The 16,790-nt window shown below is 38.6% G+C and carries 13 protein-coding genes; 11 read left to right on the top strand and 2 right to left on the bottom strand.

The features are described from left to right. Positions 1-15: 15 nt before the first annotated feature. Entirely contained in the window at positions 16-1,158 is a 1,143-nt protein-coding gene (locus LJY09_RS07615; protein WP_228307641.1) for a SpoIIE family protein phosphatase, read from the bottom strand. A 186-nt stretch (positions 1,159-1,344) separates the two neighbouring features. Further along, positions 1,345-1,959, bottom strand: a complete 615-nt coding sequence (locus tag LJY09_RS07620; RefSeq protein WP_028413960.1) for a LysE family translocator — start codon at positions 1,957-1,959, stop codon at positions 1,345-1,347. A gap of 304 nt (positions 1,960-2,263) precedes the next feature. Between LJY09_RS07620 and LJY09_RS07625 the strand changes: the two genes are divergently transcribed. The 11 genes from LJY09_RS07625 to hutP all read left to right on the top strand — a co-directional run bounded on the left by LJY09_RS07625 (position 2,264) and on the right by hutP (position 16,497). Further along, positions 2,264-3,637 (top strand): amino acid permease, encoded by a 1,374-nt coding sequence (locus LJY09_RS07625; RefSeq protein ID WP_228307642.1) that lies wholly within the window; start codon positions 2,264-2,266, stop codon positions 3,635-3,637. Positions 3,638-3,810: 173 nt separating this feature from the next. Further along, complete coding sequence (locus LJY09_RS07630) at positions 3,811-4,503, top strand: Crp/Fnr family transcriptional regulator (RefSeq protein ID WP_165635720.1); 693 nt, start codon at positions 3,811-3,813, stop codon at positions 4,501-4,503. 36 nt (positions 4,504-4,539) lie between these two features. Further along, complete coding sequence (locus LJY09_RS07635; RefSeq protein WP_228307643.1) at positions 4,540-5,256, top strand: YjjG family noncanonical pyrimidine nucleotidase; 717 nt, start codon at positions 4,540-4,542, stop codon at positions 5,254-5,256. Positions 5,257-5,477: 221 nt separating this feature from the next. Beyond that, positions 5,478-7,166: a gamma-glutamyltransferase gene (ggt, locus tag LJY09_RS07640; RefSeq protein WP_228307644.1), complete on the top strand. Its 1,689-nt coding sequence runs from the start codon at positions 5,478-5,480 to the stop codon at positions 7,164-7,166. 587 nt (positions 7,167-7,753) lie between these two features. Continuing rightward, the gene (locus LJY09_RS07645) at positions 7,754-9,208 is read left to right on the top strand and encodes a glycoside hydrolase family 68 protein (RefSeq protein WP_028413955.1); all 1,455 of its coding nucleotides are present in this window, start codon (positions 7,754-7,756) and stop codon (positions 9,206-9,208) included. A gap of 96 nt (positions 9,209-9,304) precedes the next feature. Beyond that, positions 9,305-10,870, top strand: coding sequence for a glycoside hydrolase family 32 protein (locus tag LJY09_RS07650; protein ID WP_228307645.1), 1,566 nt, complete (start codon positions 9,305-9,307; stop codon positions 10,868-10,870). Between the two features lie 106 nt (positions 10,871-10,976). Beyond that, positions 10,977-11,411 carry a ferritin-like domain-containing protein gene (locus LJY09_RS07655; RefSeq protein WP_013056263.1) on the top strand — a complete coding sequence of 145 codons (435 nt, stop codon included), beginning with the start codon at positions 10,977-10,979 and terminating at the stop codon, positions 11,409-11,411. A gap of 303 nt (positions 11,412-11,714) precedes the next feature. After that, complete coding sequence (locus tag LJY09_RS07660; protein ID WP_228307646.1) at positions 11,715-13,175, top strand: MDR family MFS transporter; 1,461 nt, start codon at positions 11,715-11,717, stop codon at positions 13,173-13,175. Positions 13,176-13,637: 462 nt separating this feature from the next. Continuing rightward, on the top strand, positions 13,638-14,828 hold the full coding sequence (locus LJY09_RS07665) for a glycine C-acetyltransferase (protein ID WP_028413952.1): 1,191 nt from the start codon (positions 13,638-13,640) through the stop codon (positions 14,826-14,828). A gap of 37 nt (positions 14,829-14,865) precedes the next feature. Then, positions 14,866-15,825, top strand: a complete 960-nt coding sequence (locus LJY09_RS07670; protein ID WP_028413951.1) for an L-threonine 3-dehydrogenase — start codon at positions 14,866-14,868, stop codon at positions 15,823-15,825. A gap of 207 nt (positions 15,826-16,032) precedes the next feature. After that, complete coding sequence (hutP, locus tag LJY09_RS07675) at positions 16,033-16,497, top strand: histidine utilization transcription antiterminator HutP (protein WP_028413950.1); 465 nt, start codon at positions 16,033-16,035, stop codon at positions 16,495-16,497. The last annotated feature ends 293 nt before the right edge of the window (positions 16,498-16,790 follow it).

Here is a 16,790-nt window from a genome sequence, read left to right on the forward strand (position 1 = left end):
ATGGGAGGTCTTTTTTTATTGTGCTTGTGCTTGAATCATTAGCACGCACATGTCATCAGGCTGATTTAACTTTTGTTCTTCTGAAAAAATTTCATTCATAAATGCCTGCGGATTTGTCCATTTTTGTTCAGTAAGTTGTTGAAGACGAAGAGCAGATTCATTTTCGCAAGGGCCCATCGATTCAAGAGCTCCGTCTGTAAATAGCAAAATTTGCACATCGTTCTCAAAGCTGACAACAGATTTCTGAACGTCCATTTCTTCAAAAAACCCTACAGGGCAGCTTCCTCGTTGAAGAGGAACGAGCGTATGTTCATCCACTAACATATAACCTTCTGGGTGCCCGGCATTCACATATTCTACTGTCTTAGCTTCCGTATCAATCACTAAATAAATAGCAGTGAAATAGTAAGGAATTTCATCTTTTTCGCTGTGCAATAATTCCATGTAGCGATTCAACTCTATAATAACCTGCTCAGGGTCTATGAGGGACTTGATAGCTTCTCTGAGCACAGACGAAATAAACATACAAACAAGCGAGGCAGAGATGCCGTGCCCCATCATATCAAAAAGAATAATACCGTACCGGTGCTCGTCAATTTTGTGCCAATAGTACATATCACCCGCTAATTTAAAAGAAGGATAATATGAAACTTCCATTTGAATATCTTTCTCTCGTAAAGGGGGGCTGAGTAAGTTTTGCTGTACGTGCGTAGCTAAATCTAACTCAGTTTGAATTTTCTTTTCATGTTCCGTGTGCCAGTCAATTTCTGCTTTAAGGCGTAAGGCTACCCGCATACGAGCCAGCAGTTCCACTTTATTAATCGGCTTTGTGACGTAATCTGTTCCGCCAGCGTCTAGAGCTTCTACTAATTTGCTGCTGTCTTCTAGGGCTGTGACAAAGATAATTGGAATATGTTTTAAGCGTTCTACCTGTTGAATTCGCCTGCAGGCTTCGATTCCATCGATTTCGGGCATCATAATATCAAGTAAAATCAAATCGACCGAATTCGTTTTTGAGTTCTTATCGTCCAGGTTAAGATAGTCAAAAAGCGCATGGGCAGACGTAAGAGACACACAGTTATCGTAGCCAGCGCCTTTTAGAATTTTTTCAATCACAAATAGATTGACTTGATTGTCATCTACGAGAAGAATGGTCATGCTTTATTTCCCCTTATTATGTTTGAAGACTATTGATTGAGTATGTAGTTTTCAAGCATTTTTTATACTTTTTCTGTTTTTCTATTTATCTATTATACAGAAAACACAGCGTTTAGGGTATTTTTTAAGATTATTCTTTTCTATTAAAAAAGTCACTTGTCCCCAGAAAAGGAGACAAGTGACTTTTTATAGCAACTTGTATAACGCAAATATCCCGAAAGTCAGTACTACCGCTCCCGAAATACGATTTACCCAGATCAAGCTGTTATTCGTAAACTTCGACCGGGCAAGACTAATAGCAAAACTGAGCGAAAGCCACCAGCAGGCCGATCCTAAAAATACGCCTGCAACCATTGTCAGCGCAGAAGCAACATCAAATGCTGATTTACTAATGCCTACACCAGAAAACACGCCAATAAAAAATAAGATCGTCATTGGATTCGTAACCGTTAAAAAGAGAACGGATGTATACGAACGAAGCAACCCTTCTCCTTTAGCAGCAGCAGCGTGCTCTGCAGGTTGAGAACGAAAAGTTTGTACACCTAAATAGCATAAAAATAATCCCCCAATCAGCTGAAGCCAAATCTTTTGGGTTAATAAAAAGGTTGTAATGAACGTTAGGCCAAACGCAGCGATGCATCCATAAAGAGCATCTGCTGTAGCTGCTCCCAGCCCGGATACAAACCCGTGTAATCGCCCTTTAGATAACGTGCGATTGATGCATAAAATACCAATGGGACCGACGGGAGCAGCAACGGAAAACCCAATCACTAACCCCTTGAGAAAATAAAATAAGTTCATCTTTTATGTTGCTCCTAAGAAGTTTTTCTTTAGTATAGTACAAAAGCAATCATGAATGAAGGAAATTTTGATAAAGTTTTTAACGCATGTATTTAGTCTGGTCGGGTACAACATAATAGGGTGATAGAAAAAACATCATTAGTGAATTTGTTTTAATCATTAAAAAGTTCAGAAACTAAAATATTTTACACAGAAAATTAAATGTAGTAAAATAGTTTACTGTTACATACATAGAAAGATCTACCATTAAAAAATAGACTATAAAAAGTATTGTTAGTAACAAGATGAAGAGAGGTTAGTCATCATGAGTAATCTGTTTGCAAAAAAAGATGTTAATAAGCTGTTAGAGGAAAATGCAGCAAAAGAATCAACTAAGACACTAGGGTTATTTGATGTTATTTTGATGGGAGTAGGAGCAACCATTGGGACAGGAGTTCTGGTTATAGCAGGACTAGTTGCCGCCAGGGATGCAGGGCCCTCGGTCTCCGTTTCATTTATTATTTCTGCAATAGCCTGTATTCTTGTTGCGTTGTGCTATGCAGAATTTGGTTCAGCTGTTCCAAGTTCAGGAGGCGCATATACATACATATATGTTTCATTAGGAAAATTTGTAGCGCATTTAATAGGGTGGTCCATTGTAGGATGCTATACGGTGTCTTTAGCGTCTGTAGCAGGCGGATGGTCTTCTTACGTAAATAATGTGCTTACTGAGTTTGGTATTAGACTTCCTGAATCGTTAACCGCCATACCGAGCGACGGAGGTATCATTAACCTTCCGGCAGTATTTATTGTGCTGTGCATGTCGTTTTTATTAACAAGAGGGGTAAAAGAAAGTAAAAAAATAAATAACTTAATGGTTTTAATCAAGATAGGTATTGTTCTTTTATTTGTAGCCGTCGGCGTCTTTTTTATTCATACAAATAACTGGCACCCATTTACTCCTTTTGGTGTGAAAGGGATCTTTGCAGGCGCAGCTTCCGTCTTTTTCGCTTATAACGGATTTGATGCCATTTCTACTTCGGCAGAAGAAGTGAAAAATCCGCAAAGAAACTTGCCGCTAGGTATTTTGATTGCACTGAGTGTTTGTGCAGTCATTTATGTAGTCATTGCATTAGTATTAACAGGGATGGTTTCTTATAAAGAGCTAAACGTGGGCGATGCGTTATCATATGCGCTCAATAGCGTTGGACAAGAATGGGCAGCGCTTATTGTATCTATAGGAGCAGTTATTGGTATAATGGCCGTCGTATTTGCTTATTTGTTTGTTGTGCCTCGCGTACTGATGTCAATGAGTCATGATGGATTATTGCCGTCTCTTTTTTCAAAAGTAAACCGAAAGAACAGTGAGCCTGTTATATCCACATGGCTTGTCGGCGCATTAGGCGCGATTGTAGCTGGTTTTGTTGACTTAAAACAGCTGGCGGATTTAGCCAATATGCTAGCGATTGTTACGTTTGCTGCCGTTTCATTTTCAATTTTGGCTCTGCGAAAAACTCAGCCTAATTTAAAGCGCGGTTTCAAAGTACCTTTTGTGCCATTCATTCCGATTCTTGCTATTCTTTGCTGTATCTTTCTTATGTTTAACTTATCAATGGTAACGTGGATGTACTCAATCGGCTGGATGCTGATTGGCGTCTTTATTTACGTTGGATACGGGAGAAATAAAAAGAGCGTTTAGCAAAAAAAGACTCTAAGCAAACGAGCTAGAGTCTTTTTTGTGTATATATTTCTTTTGAAAGGGATCTATGAACATAACGTAAAAATTAAAATTTTATTCGGGACATATGTCCTTTTTATTTTGGGAAGTGTTATTGTTTAATAAAAAGAAACCGTTATGATGGAGAGGAAAACATGAGGGAAATTACGAGTGAGAAACAACTGCTGGAGTATATAAATACTTATAGATTAGAGTCAGTTTTCAAGAAAGACTTACTACCGCATTTGTCACTGTATGATGTGGAGGCAGGAGAACGTCTTTGTTCTCAAGGAGACGTGTCTCACTGTTTGTACATACTGGTGAAAGGCAAGGTTAAAGTTTATACCATATCGCCCGAAGGCAAGACGCTTGTTCTTTCCTTTAAACAGCCCCTTGAAGTGATAGGCGATATTGAGTATGTACAGGATGTTGATATTATGAATACGGTTGAAGCCGTTTCACCTTTAGTTGTAATTGGTATACCATACAAACGATTAAAACAGCATGCGAGCGATGATCCACAGCTGCTGACGTTTTTACTGGAAATGCTCACAAAAAAGTTTTGCGCAAAATCGAACTCGCTCAGCTTTAATTTAATGTACCCAGTTGAAGTGCGGCTGGCTAGCTACTTGCTTTCTATTTTTTGTGAAGAATCAAATTTGGTTATGGATCAAAAAACAGAAAGCCTAAAAGATATAGCCAATTTAATCGGAACGACTTACCGGCATTTAAATCGTGTTCTTCAGAAATTTGTAGCGCAAGGAGTTATTGAAAAACAGAAAGGCTCTATTATTCTCAAAGATAAAGAAAAACTGAGCTGTCTAGCAAACGACAATATATACGAGTAGAAAAAGCAATAGATTAGTTGAAGGGGAGAGAGAAGAATGAAAACATACAGAACGCTTCTATTTGACATTGATAATACGCTTTTAGATTTTAACGCAGCCGAAGAGCAGGCTTTACAGCTTCTTTTTGCTAACCACGGTATTCCGCTGACTGATGAAAGCAAAAAACGTTATAGTTTGATAAACCAGGGGTTATGGACAGCTTTTGAAGAAAATAAAATAAGTCGTGAGCAAGTTGTAAATACTCGCTTTTCTACTCTATGTAAAGAATATGGAATAGAGAAAGACGGAAAGCTGCTTGAAGCAGAGTACCGAACGTATTTGAATAATGGTCATCAGCTAATTGACGGAGCTATTGAGGTAATTAAAAACCTGAGCAGTCACTATGAGTTATATGTTGTTACAAATGGCGTATCGGCTACACAATATAAGCGCCTTCAGGACTCAGGTCTATATCCTTATTTTAAAGAAGTATTTGTTTCAGAAGATACAGGTTTTCAAAAACCTATGAAGGAATATTTTGATTATGTTTTTTCACGTATAAAAGAGCTGTCCGTACATGAAACATTGATTGTTGGAGATTCTTTGAGTGCAGACATTCAAGGCGGGCAGCTAGCCGGTATTGATACGTGCTGGTTTAATCCTCAGGAAAAAAAGAATGATACAAATTGGAATTCTACCTATGAAATTGGAAGGCTTCAAGAGCTTTATAACCTGCTGAATGTAAATAATGAAGTAGCTTCGGTACAAGTGTAAAAGTGTATAAACGTTAGAAAACGCAAAAAGCGCCAACCCTGTTCTTTAAATAAAACGGGTTGGCGCTTTTTCTGTTTTATAGATTTCAAAGGGCTTAAAATACGCTAGGGATATCGGTCTAGGTACAGTAATCAATACAAATTTAAACAGTTTTATCCCAAAAGCAATAGGGTATTTTACCAATATCCCAGATAAAGTAAGTAACTAGGAGGTCGTAAAAGATGATTAATGGCAAAAGTTTATCTCGTTCAGGAAAGAGTTCATATAGAAGAGAAACAGCCGTTGGAAAAACAGGAATGGTAGCCAGTGCCCATCCAATTGCAACCGACGCCGGAGAACAGGTACTAAGAGCTGGAGGTAATGCAATTGATGCAGCAATTGCCGTTCAGTTTGGGCTCAACGTTGGAGAACCGATGATGACCGGTATTGGAGGCAGCGGCTTTTTTATGGTATACCACAATGAAAGCAAAACAACTAAAATTTTTGACGGACATTCTCAGGCTCCTAAAGCAGCTTATCCTGAAATGTTTCTTGATGAAAATAAAGAAGTTATTCCGTTTAGAAAGCGTTCTACTCATGCAACGGCAATTGGAATTCCAGGGATTTTAAAGGCGATGGAAGCAGCTCGTAAAGAGTATGGAACAAAACCCCTTGCTGAATTAATTGAACCGGCTGCCAAAGCAACAGAAGCGGGTGTGGAAACAAACTGGGTGCTTGGAGATATTTTAAAAACATATGCCTATCGACTAGGAGAACATGCTAAGCAGCTATATTCTCCAAACGGCAAGCCTATGCAAGAAGGAGATATGATTAATAAAAAAGCTCTTGCTAAAACATTCCGCATTCTTCAAGAAAAAGGTATCGAGGCTTTTTATGAAGGTGAAATTGCAGAAGCCATTATTTCAACGATAAAAGAGCACGGCGGTTTTATGGAACTGTCAGATTTGAAAGAATACCAAATTAAGATTGATGAACCCGTGTGGGGAGATTATAAAGGATACCGAATTGCTTCTTCCAACATGCCTAGTGCAGGAGGAGCTACGGTGCTGCAAATTTTAAAGCTATTAGAGAACTTCGATGTGTCTCAGTACGACGTGAAATCGTGGGAAAAGTATTATTTGTTTGCAGAAGCTATGCGCATTGCATTTTCAGATAAAATTGCATTCTCTGGAGATCCAGCCTACAGTGACATTCCATTAAAAGGGCTTTTAAATGACGAATATATAAAGGAACGTCAAAAATTAATTAATTGGAAGCATAAAAATGAGAAAGTTGATTTTGGCAACCCGTGGGATTATGAGAAAGGCCAAAAAGTGAACGTTGTGCGTCAGCCTTATGAACCTGAACGTGAGCTTAGTGAAACAACTCACTTCACGGTAGTTGACCGCTGGGGCAATATTGTCGCTTGTACATCAACTGTGGAACATCCTTTTGGTACAGGAATTATGGTTAAAGACCATGGATTTTTACTCAACAACGAGCTTACTGATTTTGATGCTATTCCTGGAGGGCTAAACCAAGCGGATGCAGGAAAGCGTCCGGTTAGCTGTAAAAGCCCAACCATCGTTTTTAAAGACAGTGAACCTGTACTCACTTTAGGGTCTCCGGGCGGACCAACCATTGTAGGCTCTGTGTTCCAAACGCTTATGAATGTCTTAGACTATGGAATGGATATAAAAGAAGCGATTGAAGAACCAAGAATTTTTAATAGTACAGGATCACTTATCGGTTGGGAAGCCGGAGTGGATATGAATGCCAAAGGAGAGCTAGAAGCCATGGGGTTTAATTTTGGAGATGAGCCGTTCCCAATCGGAAATGTTCAAGGTATTCAAATTGATAAAGAAAACGGCCGTTTATTTGGAGCAGCTGATTCCAGCCGTGAAGGAAAAGCAACTGGCTTAGACTCTTAATATTAAAAAGATGCATCATACGCTCCCTCTTTTATAAGAAGGGATGGCGTATGATGCATTAAAAAAGATAAAAATGAGTAGGTAAAAAGAAGGAATATTTTTTTCGAAAAACATACTTTAGACCTTTATTAGCATCATCCTAATCTTCAGGAAGGAAAAAGAATAGAACGTTTTCATGTCCGAATAATAAAAAAGAGTACTGATTTTTCAAGATATTGATGAAAACAAAATGATTGGAAAGCATAAAAAAAAGGAATAGCGCTTTCAATGCTAGAAAGATAGAGTATTTAATCGTGTAAAGAGTATAAAACGCAACGGCTGGAAAACGTAGTTTGGAATGGAAAAAAAGTCGTACCCTTTTTTTTGAAAAACGGTTACATAAAAAGTCTCTTGCACGTAAACTTTGGTCCTAGTTACAGCTCAATGAAAAAGATGAAAATGAGAAATAGCTACATTTGGCACGTTTGACTTTCGTCATTTATCCAAGTAATCTTTTGGTTGAACGGAACCGGTTCTGTTTTCGGATTTTTAATAGCTAATTGAATTAATAAATTTATATTCTTTACTAACCCAAAAGGAGAAAACATATGAAAATGAAACGAGTTGCTAAGCATACAACTGCTGCTACATTGGCTGCAGCCCTACTAGTAGGCGGGGGATACCAAACATTTGCTAAAGGAAACGACAGCAAAGACTTTAATAACAGCTACGGAATTTCGCATATTACTCGCGATAATATGGTGAAAATTCCACAGCAGCAAAACAGTGATCAGTTTAAAGTTCCTGCTTTTGACGAATCAACTATTAAAAACATTGCTTCTGCTAAGGGAAAAGATGCATCGGGAAATACAATTGACTTAGATGTATGGGACAGCTGGCCATTACAAAATGCTGACGGAACAGTGGCGACTTATCATGGATATCAAATTGTGTTTGCCCTAGCAGGTGATCCAAAAGATTCGAATGACACGTCTGTTTATCTTTTCTATAAAAAAGCTGGAGACAAATCGATTGACAGCTGGAAAAACGCTGGAAGAGTGTTTAAAGACAGCGATAAATTCGTTCCGAATGACCCGCATCTTAAAAATCAAACACAAGAATGGTCTGGTTCTGCCACATTAACGAAAGATGGTAAAGTTCGTTTATTCTACACGGATTATTCAGGTAAACAATACGGAAAACAAACGTTAACGACAGCTCAAGTGAACATGTCTCAGCCAAACGATAATACGTTAAAAGTTGACGGAGTAGAAGATTACAAGTCAATCTTTGATGGTGACGGAAAGATTTATCAAACGGTTCAGCAGTTTATTGATGAAGGCGGTTATGACACAGGGGATAACCATACGCTAAGAGATCCTCATTACATAGAAGACAATGGACATAAGTACCTTGTTTTCGAAGCTAACACTGGAACAGAAGATGGCTATCAAGGCGAAGACTCTCTATATAACAGAGCATACTACGGAGGAAACAATCCTTTCTTCCAATCTGAAAAGAAAAAGCTTCTTGAAGGATCTAATAAAGAAAAAGCTTCTTTAGCAAACGGGGCTTTGGGCATTATTGAGTTAAATGATGACTATACGCTCAAAAAAGTAATGAAGCCGCTTATCACATCAAATACAGTTACAGACGAAATTGAACGTGCAAACATTTTCAAAAAAGATGGAAAATGGTACTTGTTCACTGATTCTCGCGGATCTAAAATGACGATTGATGGAATCGGACAAGATGATGTGTATATGCTAGGCTATGTTTCAAATACGTTAACAGGAAAATATAAGCCTTTAAATGATACGGGATTAGTTCTTCATATGGATTTAGATCCTAATGATAAAACATTTACGTATTCTCACTTTGCCGTACCGCAAACAAAAGGTAATAATGTTGTTATTACAAGCTACATGACAAACAGAGGCTTTTATGAAGACAACCACTCTACATTTGCACCAAGCTTCTTAGTAAATATTGACGGTTCAAAAACATCTGTTGTAAAAGATAGCGTTCTTGAACAAGGTCAGTTAACAGTGGATGAAGACTAAGCCCTTTGCAATAGCAACAAAAGAAAATGGTGATTGTAATCACCATTTTCTTTTGTTTTATTCGATGTAGACAAAAAAGAGAAAGGCGGGGTTTGTTTGAAGAAAAAAGGTGCTTATAAATGGATAACGCTTGCCGTTCTTTTAGTTGTAATAGCCGGACTCATTATAGCAGGCGTATCCAAAAAAGAGGATACAAAAGATCGAGGAAAAGAAAAAGGAAATAAAAGTGAATCCACTTATCGCCCGGTGTATCATTTTAGCACGCCTGATAAATGGAAAAATGATCCTCAAAAGCCCATTTATTTTGACGGAGAGTATCATTACTATTACTTATACAATCATGATTACCCTAAAGGGAACGGGACGGAATGGCGACATGCAACGTCTAAAGATTTGGTTCATTGGAAAGATAAAGGAGTAGCTATTCCAAAGTATACAAATAAAAATGGCGATATATGGTCCGGATCCGTTGTAGAAGATAAAGAGAACACAGCAGGTTTTGGTAAAGGCGCAATTGTAGCGATTATGACCCAGCCTTCTGCTGATGGACAAAAGCAAGAACAGTATTTATGGTATAGCACCGATAGAGGAAAAACCTTTAAATCATATAGCAAAAATCCTATCATGCCTAATCCAGGCACCAAAGATTTTCGAGATCCCAAAGTCATATGGGATAATGAACATGATAAGTGGGTTCTCGTCATGTCAGAAGGTGAAAAAATCGGATTTTATGAATCTTCTAATCTAAAGGATTGGACGTATACGGGAGGACTTGTCACTAAAGATATTGGCATTACAGAATGTCCAGATCTTTTTCAAATGAAGGCGGATGACGGGACAGTTAAGTGGGTTCTCGGGACAAGTGCAAATGGAAAAGAAAGCGGAAAGCCAAACACCTATGCTTATTGGACAGGAAATTACGATGGAACAACATTCACTCCCGATATGGATGAGCCGCAATGGCTAGATCATGGTTTTGATTGGTACGGAGCAGTCACGTTTAAAGACGGTAAAAATGAGGATTCTTTAGAAAAACGCTACGCTTTTGCATGGATGAACAACTGGGATTATCCAGATAAGACACCAACGATGAAAGATGGGTTTAACGGATTCGATTCAGTAACCCGTGAAATTACGCTTTCAAAACAAGACGACGATCAGTACAGCCTGTTATCAAAGCCTGTCGAAGAATTAAATCAGCTAACTGATTCAACAAATTCTCTCAAGCAAGTAGAAGTAAACGGAGAGAAAAAGTTAAAGGTAAAAGGTGAAGCTTATCAGCTTGATACAGATATTTCATGGTCAGATGCAGAAAATGTAGGCTTACGACTTCGAGAGTCCGCAGATCAAAAGCGGCACATTGATGTGGGGGTTTTTGCAAAAGATAACGTCTCATATGTGAATAGAAGCTATAGTAATCAGCCTGATCAAAGCAAAAAATATGTGGAAAGCCGCGATTACTTTGATGCAGGCAAGAAAAATGTTCATTTGAAGATATTGGTAGATAAAACAAGCATTGAAGTCTTTGTTGATGATGGGAAAACCGTGCATTCTAGCGAGGTTTTTCCGCGATACAACGACCAAGGAATTACGCTTTTTTCCCAAGGAGGAACGTCTTTCTTTAAGAACATAGAAATCAAACATTTTCGTTCCAGTCAGTAAATTCCCTATTTTTAAAAAAGGGAGCAGAATATCACCTTATTATGGTTTAGGACTCGTTAAAAAGGGTATATGCCTACTAACAGTAAATGAAAGGGTGTTTATTCAAATGGAAGAGAAAATGAGACAACTAATAGAGGGACTTAATACCGATTTAGCGGGTGAATATTCAGCGGTTATTCAGTACACTTACTATGCGTCTACAGTAACCGGCCTAGAATATCAAATTTTAAAACCTTTCTTTGAAGGAGAAATTCCTGACGAGCAAGGGCATGCCCTTTATTTATCAGAAAAAATTAAAAACCTTGGCGGTGAGCCAACAACAAAGCCAGCTGAGGTGAAGCACGTCTCAAACGTGACGGAAATGCTTAAAGAAGCGAGCAAGGCTGAAAAAGAAACGATCCAGCGCTACGAAGAGCGTAAAAAACAAGCAGAAGAGTTAGGATTAACAGAGCTTGTTGTCAAACTTGAGGATATGATTGCAGATGAAACAAATCATATGGAAGAAATGGAACGTTTATTAAAAGATCCCCGACTAAGTTAATTATACAAAATACGTAAAAAGCATCCCGTACCAGGTGTTACGGGGTGCTTTTTTGTAATTGAAAAAGGGAATTAAACATCATGTACGCATGTTTCTATTAATGAGAGGAAAGTCATATTTTTGAAATTATCTATCGTTTTGAAAAAATTTATAGTAAAATAATTATTTGGCTGCATATGGCAGCAACTATATGCGAGGCATCACATACATATAAAGGCTAAAAGGGTATCCGTATATTGAAACCGCTTTTATCTTCTGCAAGAAAAAAACACGGTATGCCCGCAGTTGTAAGGAGAGAAAAAAATGAGGAAACGAATCATGACAGCGCTGCTGCTTGTCACTGTTTTAGCTGCAATGGAAGGAACCATTGTCAGTACGGCTGTTCCAAGAATTACAAGTGATTTGTCGGGCATTGAGCTAGTTAGCTGGGTGTATGCCATTTATATGCTGACAACCGCTGTATCTACACCTATATACGGAAAGTTAGCAGATTTATTCGGCCGCAAAAAAGTTATGCTTGTTGGAATTATTATTTTTTTAATCGGATCGATACTTTGCGGACTTAGCTTTTCGATGCAGCAATTAATTGTCTATAGAGCAATCCAAGGGCTAGGCGCCGGGGTCGTTATGCCGCTTACAATGATTATTATTGGCGACTTGTATGAAGAAGCAAAAGAAAGAGCCAAAGCGCAAGGATGGATTAGCGCAGTTTGGGGAGTTGCTGGAGTTCTCGGTCCTCTTCTTGGGGGATTTTTAGTCGATACGCTGTCTTGGCGCTATATTTTCTTTTTAAATATACCGTTTGGACTAATGGCTTTTATTGTTCTTTTAGTAAACTATAAAGAAGAAGTGGTAAAAGAAAAACGCTATATCGATTACATTGGAGCGGTGACGTTTTCAGTGGGAACCATTGCATTTTTATACGCGCTTTTAACCGGAAGTCAGCATCAAAACTGGGGAGATCCAACCATTATAGGATTATTTGTTCTAGCTGTTCTGACATTCATTGGCTTTATTTATATCGAAAAGAAATCGCCCGAACCTCTTATCCCGCTTGAACTGTTTTCCATTCGAAGTGTATCTGTTATAAACTTATTAACACTTCTTGTCGGATCAGTAGTTATTAGTATTACGGTCTACCTTCCAATTTGGAGTCAAGGGGTGCTGGGGAAAAGTGCAACCGCTGCCGGTTTTGTGTTAATGCCCATGCCAGTATGCTGGACAATTGGTTCACTGCTTTCAGGGAATTTAGTAGGGCGTCTTAAAACGCACTCCATCCTTACGCTAGGAACGGCAATCGTAAGTACAGCATGTTTTATGCTGTTTTTAGTCTCTACGCACTCACCCGTATTTTTAATTTATGTAGCCGTTGGGGTTCTTGGGTTAGGAATGGGGATTATTACGCCTATCTTTATGTTAGTTATTCAATCAGCAGTCCCAGCCAGCAAAAGAGGAGTAGCGGTGGCTCTTAATACGTTTACAAATACATTTAGTCAAACACTAGGTTCCGCAGTGTTTGGTACAATCTTTAACTTAGTGACGCTTTCACAGGCAAAGAAATTAGAGCAAGAAAATTTGAATGCTTCGTTTGAGACAGGCGGGGTACCGGCAGAAGAACTGTCAAAGCTGCATGAAATTCTTGCATCAGGTGTTCACATTATTTACAGTGGAACGTTTTTAGCTGCTTTACTAAGCTTTGCTGTCTCATGCTTATTAGTAAAAAACAGCCATAAAAAAATAAAGAACATATCTGTGCAAAAGTAACGGAAGAGACTGTTACAAAAGTAGTTTAATTGAAGGACAATCCGAACGAGTTTGATTAAGGACCAAACTCGTTCGGATTTTTTTATTGGTAGGTGAATGTAGGTGCTTTTAGCTGTTGAATTAGTTATGCATTAGTCTCTTTTTTAAAAGAATTATCAAAGAGAGAAAAGAAAAAAGATATTGTCTAATAACGTTCGGGAAAAATCGTTAACAGAAGGAAGGATTTTTATTATTGCCGAAAATTTCTTATTTTTTGTTTTTTTAGTATGGACATTTACTTGGTTGTTGATTATTATAAATTCTATAAGTATTGGATTTTAAGCGCTTACAAAAGAAACATTTGTCTTCCTCAGGAATACACTTGATTTTTAATTCATATACTACAAGTGCTTAGATTAATCTTTTAATGAGGAAAAGAGAAGTTTATAAGACGTGTTGAACAACAATGAGGGGGTATGGAAGATGACAAGCAGACGCTTAAAAGAATTCTTGAATAATAATTTAGAAGATTTAAAAGATAAAGGGCTATACAACGTCATTAATCCAGTAGAGGGACCAAATGGACCTGTGATTCAAATTGATGGAAAACAATTAATTAATTTATCATCCAACAACTATTTGGGGCTTGCTACAGACGAAAGGCTTATTAACGCGTCCAATGAAGCCACTGAAAAATACGGAGTGGGAGCTGGAGCTGTCCGAACGATTAATGGAACTCTAGATATTCATATTAAGCTAGAGGAAAAGCTTGCCGAGTTTAAGCATACGGAAGCAGCTATAGCTTACCAATCTGGCTTTAACTGCAATATGGCAGCCATCTCTGCAGTTATGGATAAACATGACGCGATTTTATCAGATGAGCTGAATCACGCTTCAATTATTGACGGGTGTCGGCTATCAAAAGCAAAAATTATTCCTTACAAACATTCGGATATGGAAGATCTTCGTGCAAAAGCAGGCGAAGCACAAAAGTCCGGTGCCTATAATAAAATAATGGTAATTACCGACGGTGTATTCTCAATGGATGGAGACATTGCTAAGCTTCCAGAAATTGTAGAAATCGCACAGGAATTTGATTTAATCACATACGTAGATGATGCTCACGGATCGGGCGTATTGGGTAACGGTATGGGGACAGTCAAACATTTTGGCTTATCTGAAAAAGTAGACTTCCAAATTGGAACATTGTCAAAAGCGATTGGAGCTGTAGGCGGATACGTAGCTGGAAAAAAAGACTTAATTGACTGGTTGAAAGTACGAAGCCGCCCGTTTTTATTCTCGACTGCTATTACACCAGGCACGGCTGCTGCATGTATTAAAGCGATTGAAATTCTAAGCACAAGTACAGAGCTGCAGGATCAAATGTGGGAAAACAGCCGTTATTTAAAGCAAGGATTAAAAGAGCTGGGCTTTGATACCGGCGAAAGTGAAACACCTATTACTCCGTGCATTATAGGAGATGAAAATCAAACGCAGATTTTTAGTGAGAGATTAATAGAAGAAGGGGTATACGCTAAATCAATTGTTTTCCCTACCGTTCCAAGAGGAACAGGACGCGTTCGCAATATGCCAACGGCTGCTCATACAAAAGAAATGTTAGATGAAGCACTTCGTATCTACAAAAAAGTAGGCAAGGAAATGAAATTAATCTAAACGTTGAATCTAAGCAGTACATGAGGAGGATATTGAGATGAAAAAAGTATTAATAACGGGGTCTTTAGGACAAATCGGTTCTGAATTAACAATGAAAATGAGAGAGATATATGGTCCAGAAAATATTATTGCCACTGATATTCGCAAGACGACGAGCGATGTTGTGACTTCAGGTCCATTCGAGATTTTAGACGTAACGGATCAGACTGCGTTATTTACGATCGCCGAAAAGCATAAAGTCGATACGGTTATTCACTTGGCTGCGCTGTTATCAGCGACAGCCGAGCAAAAGCCGCTTCTAGCTTGGAATCTAAATATGGGCGGATTAGTAAACGCGCTCGAAGTAGCGCGTGAGCTGAAGTGCCAATTTTTCACTCCAAGTTCAATTGGTGCATTTGGTCCAACGACTCCAAAAGACTGGACGCCGCAGGATACAATTCAACGTCCTACCACGATGTATGGTGTTAATAAAGTAGCGGGTGAATTACTTTGCGATTACTATCACCATAAATTCGGAGTAGATACACGAGGGCTACGTTTTCCAGGGTTAATTTCATACGTAACGCCTCCAGGTGGAGGGACAACGGACTACGCTGTTGAAATTTATTATGAAGCCGTTAAACATAAGCGCTATACGTCTTATATCGACAAAGGAACCTATATGGATATGATGTATATGCCTGACGCACTAAACGCTGTCATCCAACTAATGGAAGCAGACGGTTCTAAGCTGAAGCACCGAAATTCATTTAACGTTTCTGCCATGAGCTTTGATCCAGAACAAATGGCAGCTGAAATCAGAAAAACAATTCCGGAATTTGTGCTGAATTACCAAGTAGATCCTGTTCGACAAGCAATTGCTGAAAGCTGGCCCAACCATATAGATTCCAGCTGTGCGAAAGAAGAGTGGGGATTTAAAGCAGAATATAACCTAGAAAAAATGACGAGAGAGATGCTGGGAAAGTTAAAAGTTGAATCACAGCTTGTCTTAACGTAAGTAGAGAAAAATGATTTCTTCCTTGAAAATAAAGTAAGCGCTTACTAAAAGGTGAGTTACTTGTTGCAAGTTCTACTTCGTAACAGTGGTGGACAGTACACATAGATTCTCTGACCCTTTAAGTGAGCGCTCGTTCGCTGAATAATCAGCACCCTTTTAGGTACCGTCTGTTAAAATAATAAGGGGATAGAAGGGAGGGAATGACAGTTGAGCAATAAATTTCAACAAGTTAATGATTTTTCAATGGGAAGATTAACATCTTTACTCGTTCTTTTACATAATACGGAACTAGCTGAAGGTATTGAAAAGGAAATCAATGAGAGAGGATATAGCTATACAGTTGGAAAAGTCGGAGCGATGGAGCTATCTAAAGTTGTGGCCGCAATTGAAACGAGCGCCAAGACAAACAACATTATTAATGCCCAGTCGTACCGGGAAGTCCACGCTCTTTATCATGCTATACTCGAAGCCATTCAAGGAGTTAGTCGAGGAACGCTGCAGCTAGGTGATATTTTACGGACGGTAGGACTCACATTTTCAATTGTGCGCGGAAAAATTGAGTTCTCAGGATCAAGCGACGAATGGATTAGCGTTTGTGTGTATGGAACGATAGGTGCACCGAAAAAAGGCTTTGAACATGATACGTTAGGTTTTGGTTTTAACCACATTTAAAAAAATAATGGACAAAGTAGTATGAACGTAAAAAGTGAGAGATGCACATAGCTGCTTTAAAAAAGATATTTTTCTTATTGAAAGCTTTTGTGCGGCGTGTTAACATAATGATTAATATAATAATTGCCTTTAAGACGGTCCAGAGAGGCCGAAAAGGACGGATCACTTATTTACTGCTTCTATGCCTATCTGTGCCCTTTTGCCCTCTGCGACAAAAGGGCTTTTATGCGTTACGTACCTCTTTTAAACGAAGTCCAGAGAGGCTTCAAAAGAGAATGGACATATGTTATTTT

Source organism: Priestia sp. J2 (assembly GCF_020790095.1).
In the GTDB taxonomy this organism is placed as follows: Bacteria; Bacillota; Bacilli; order Bacillales; family Bacillaceae_H; genus Priestia; species Priestia zanthoxyli.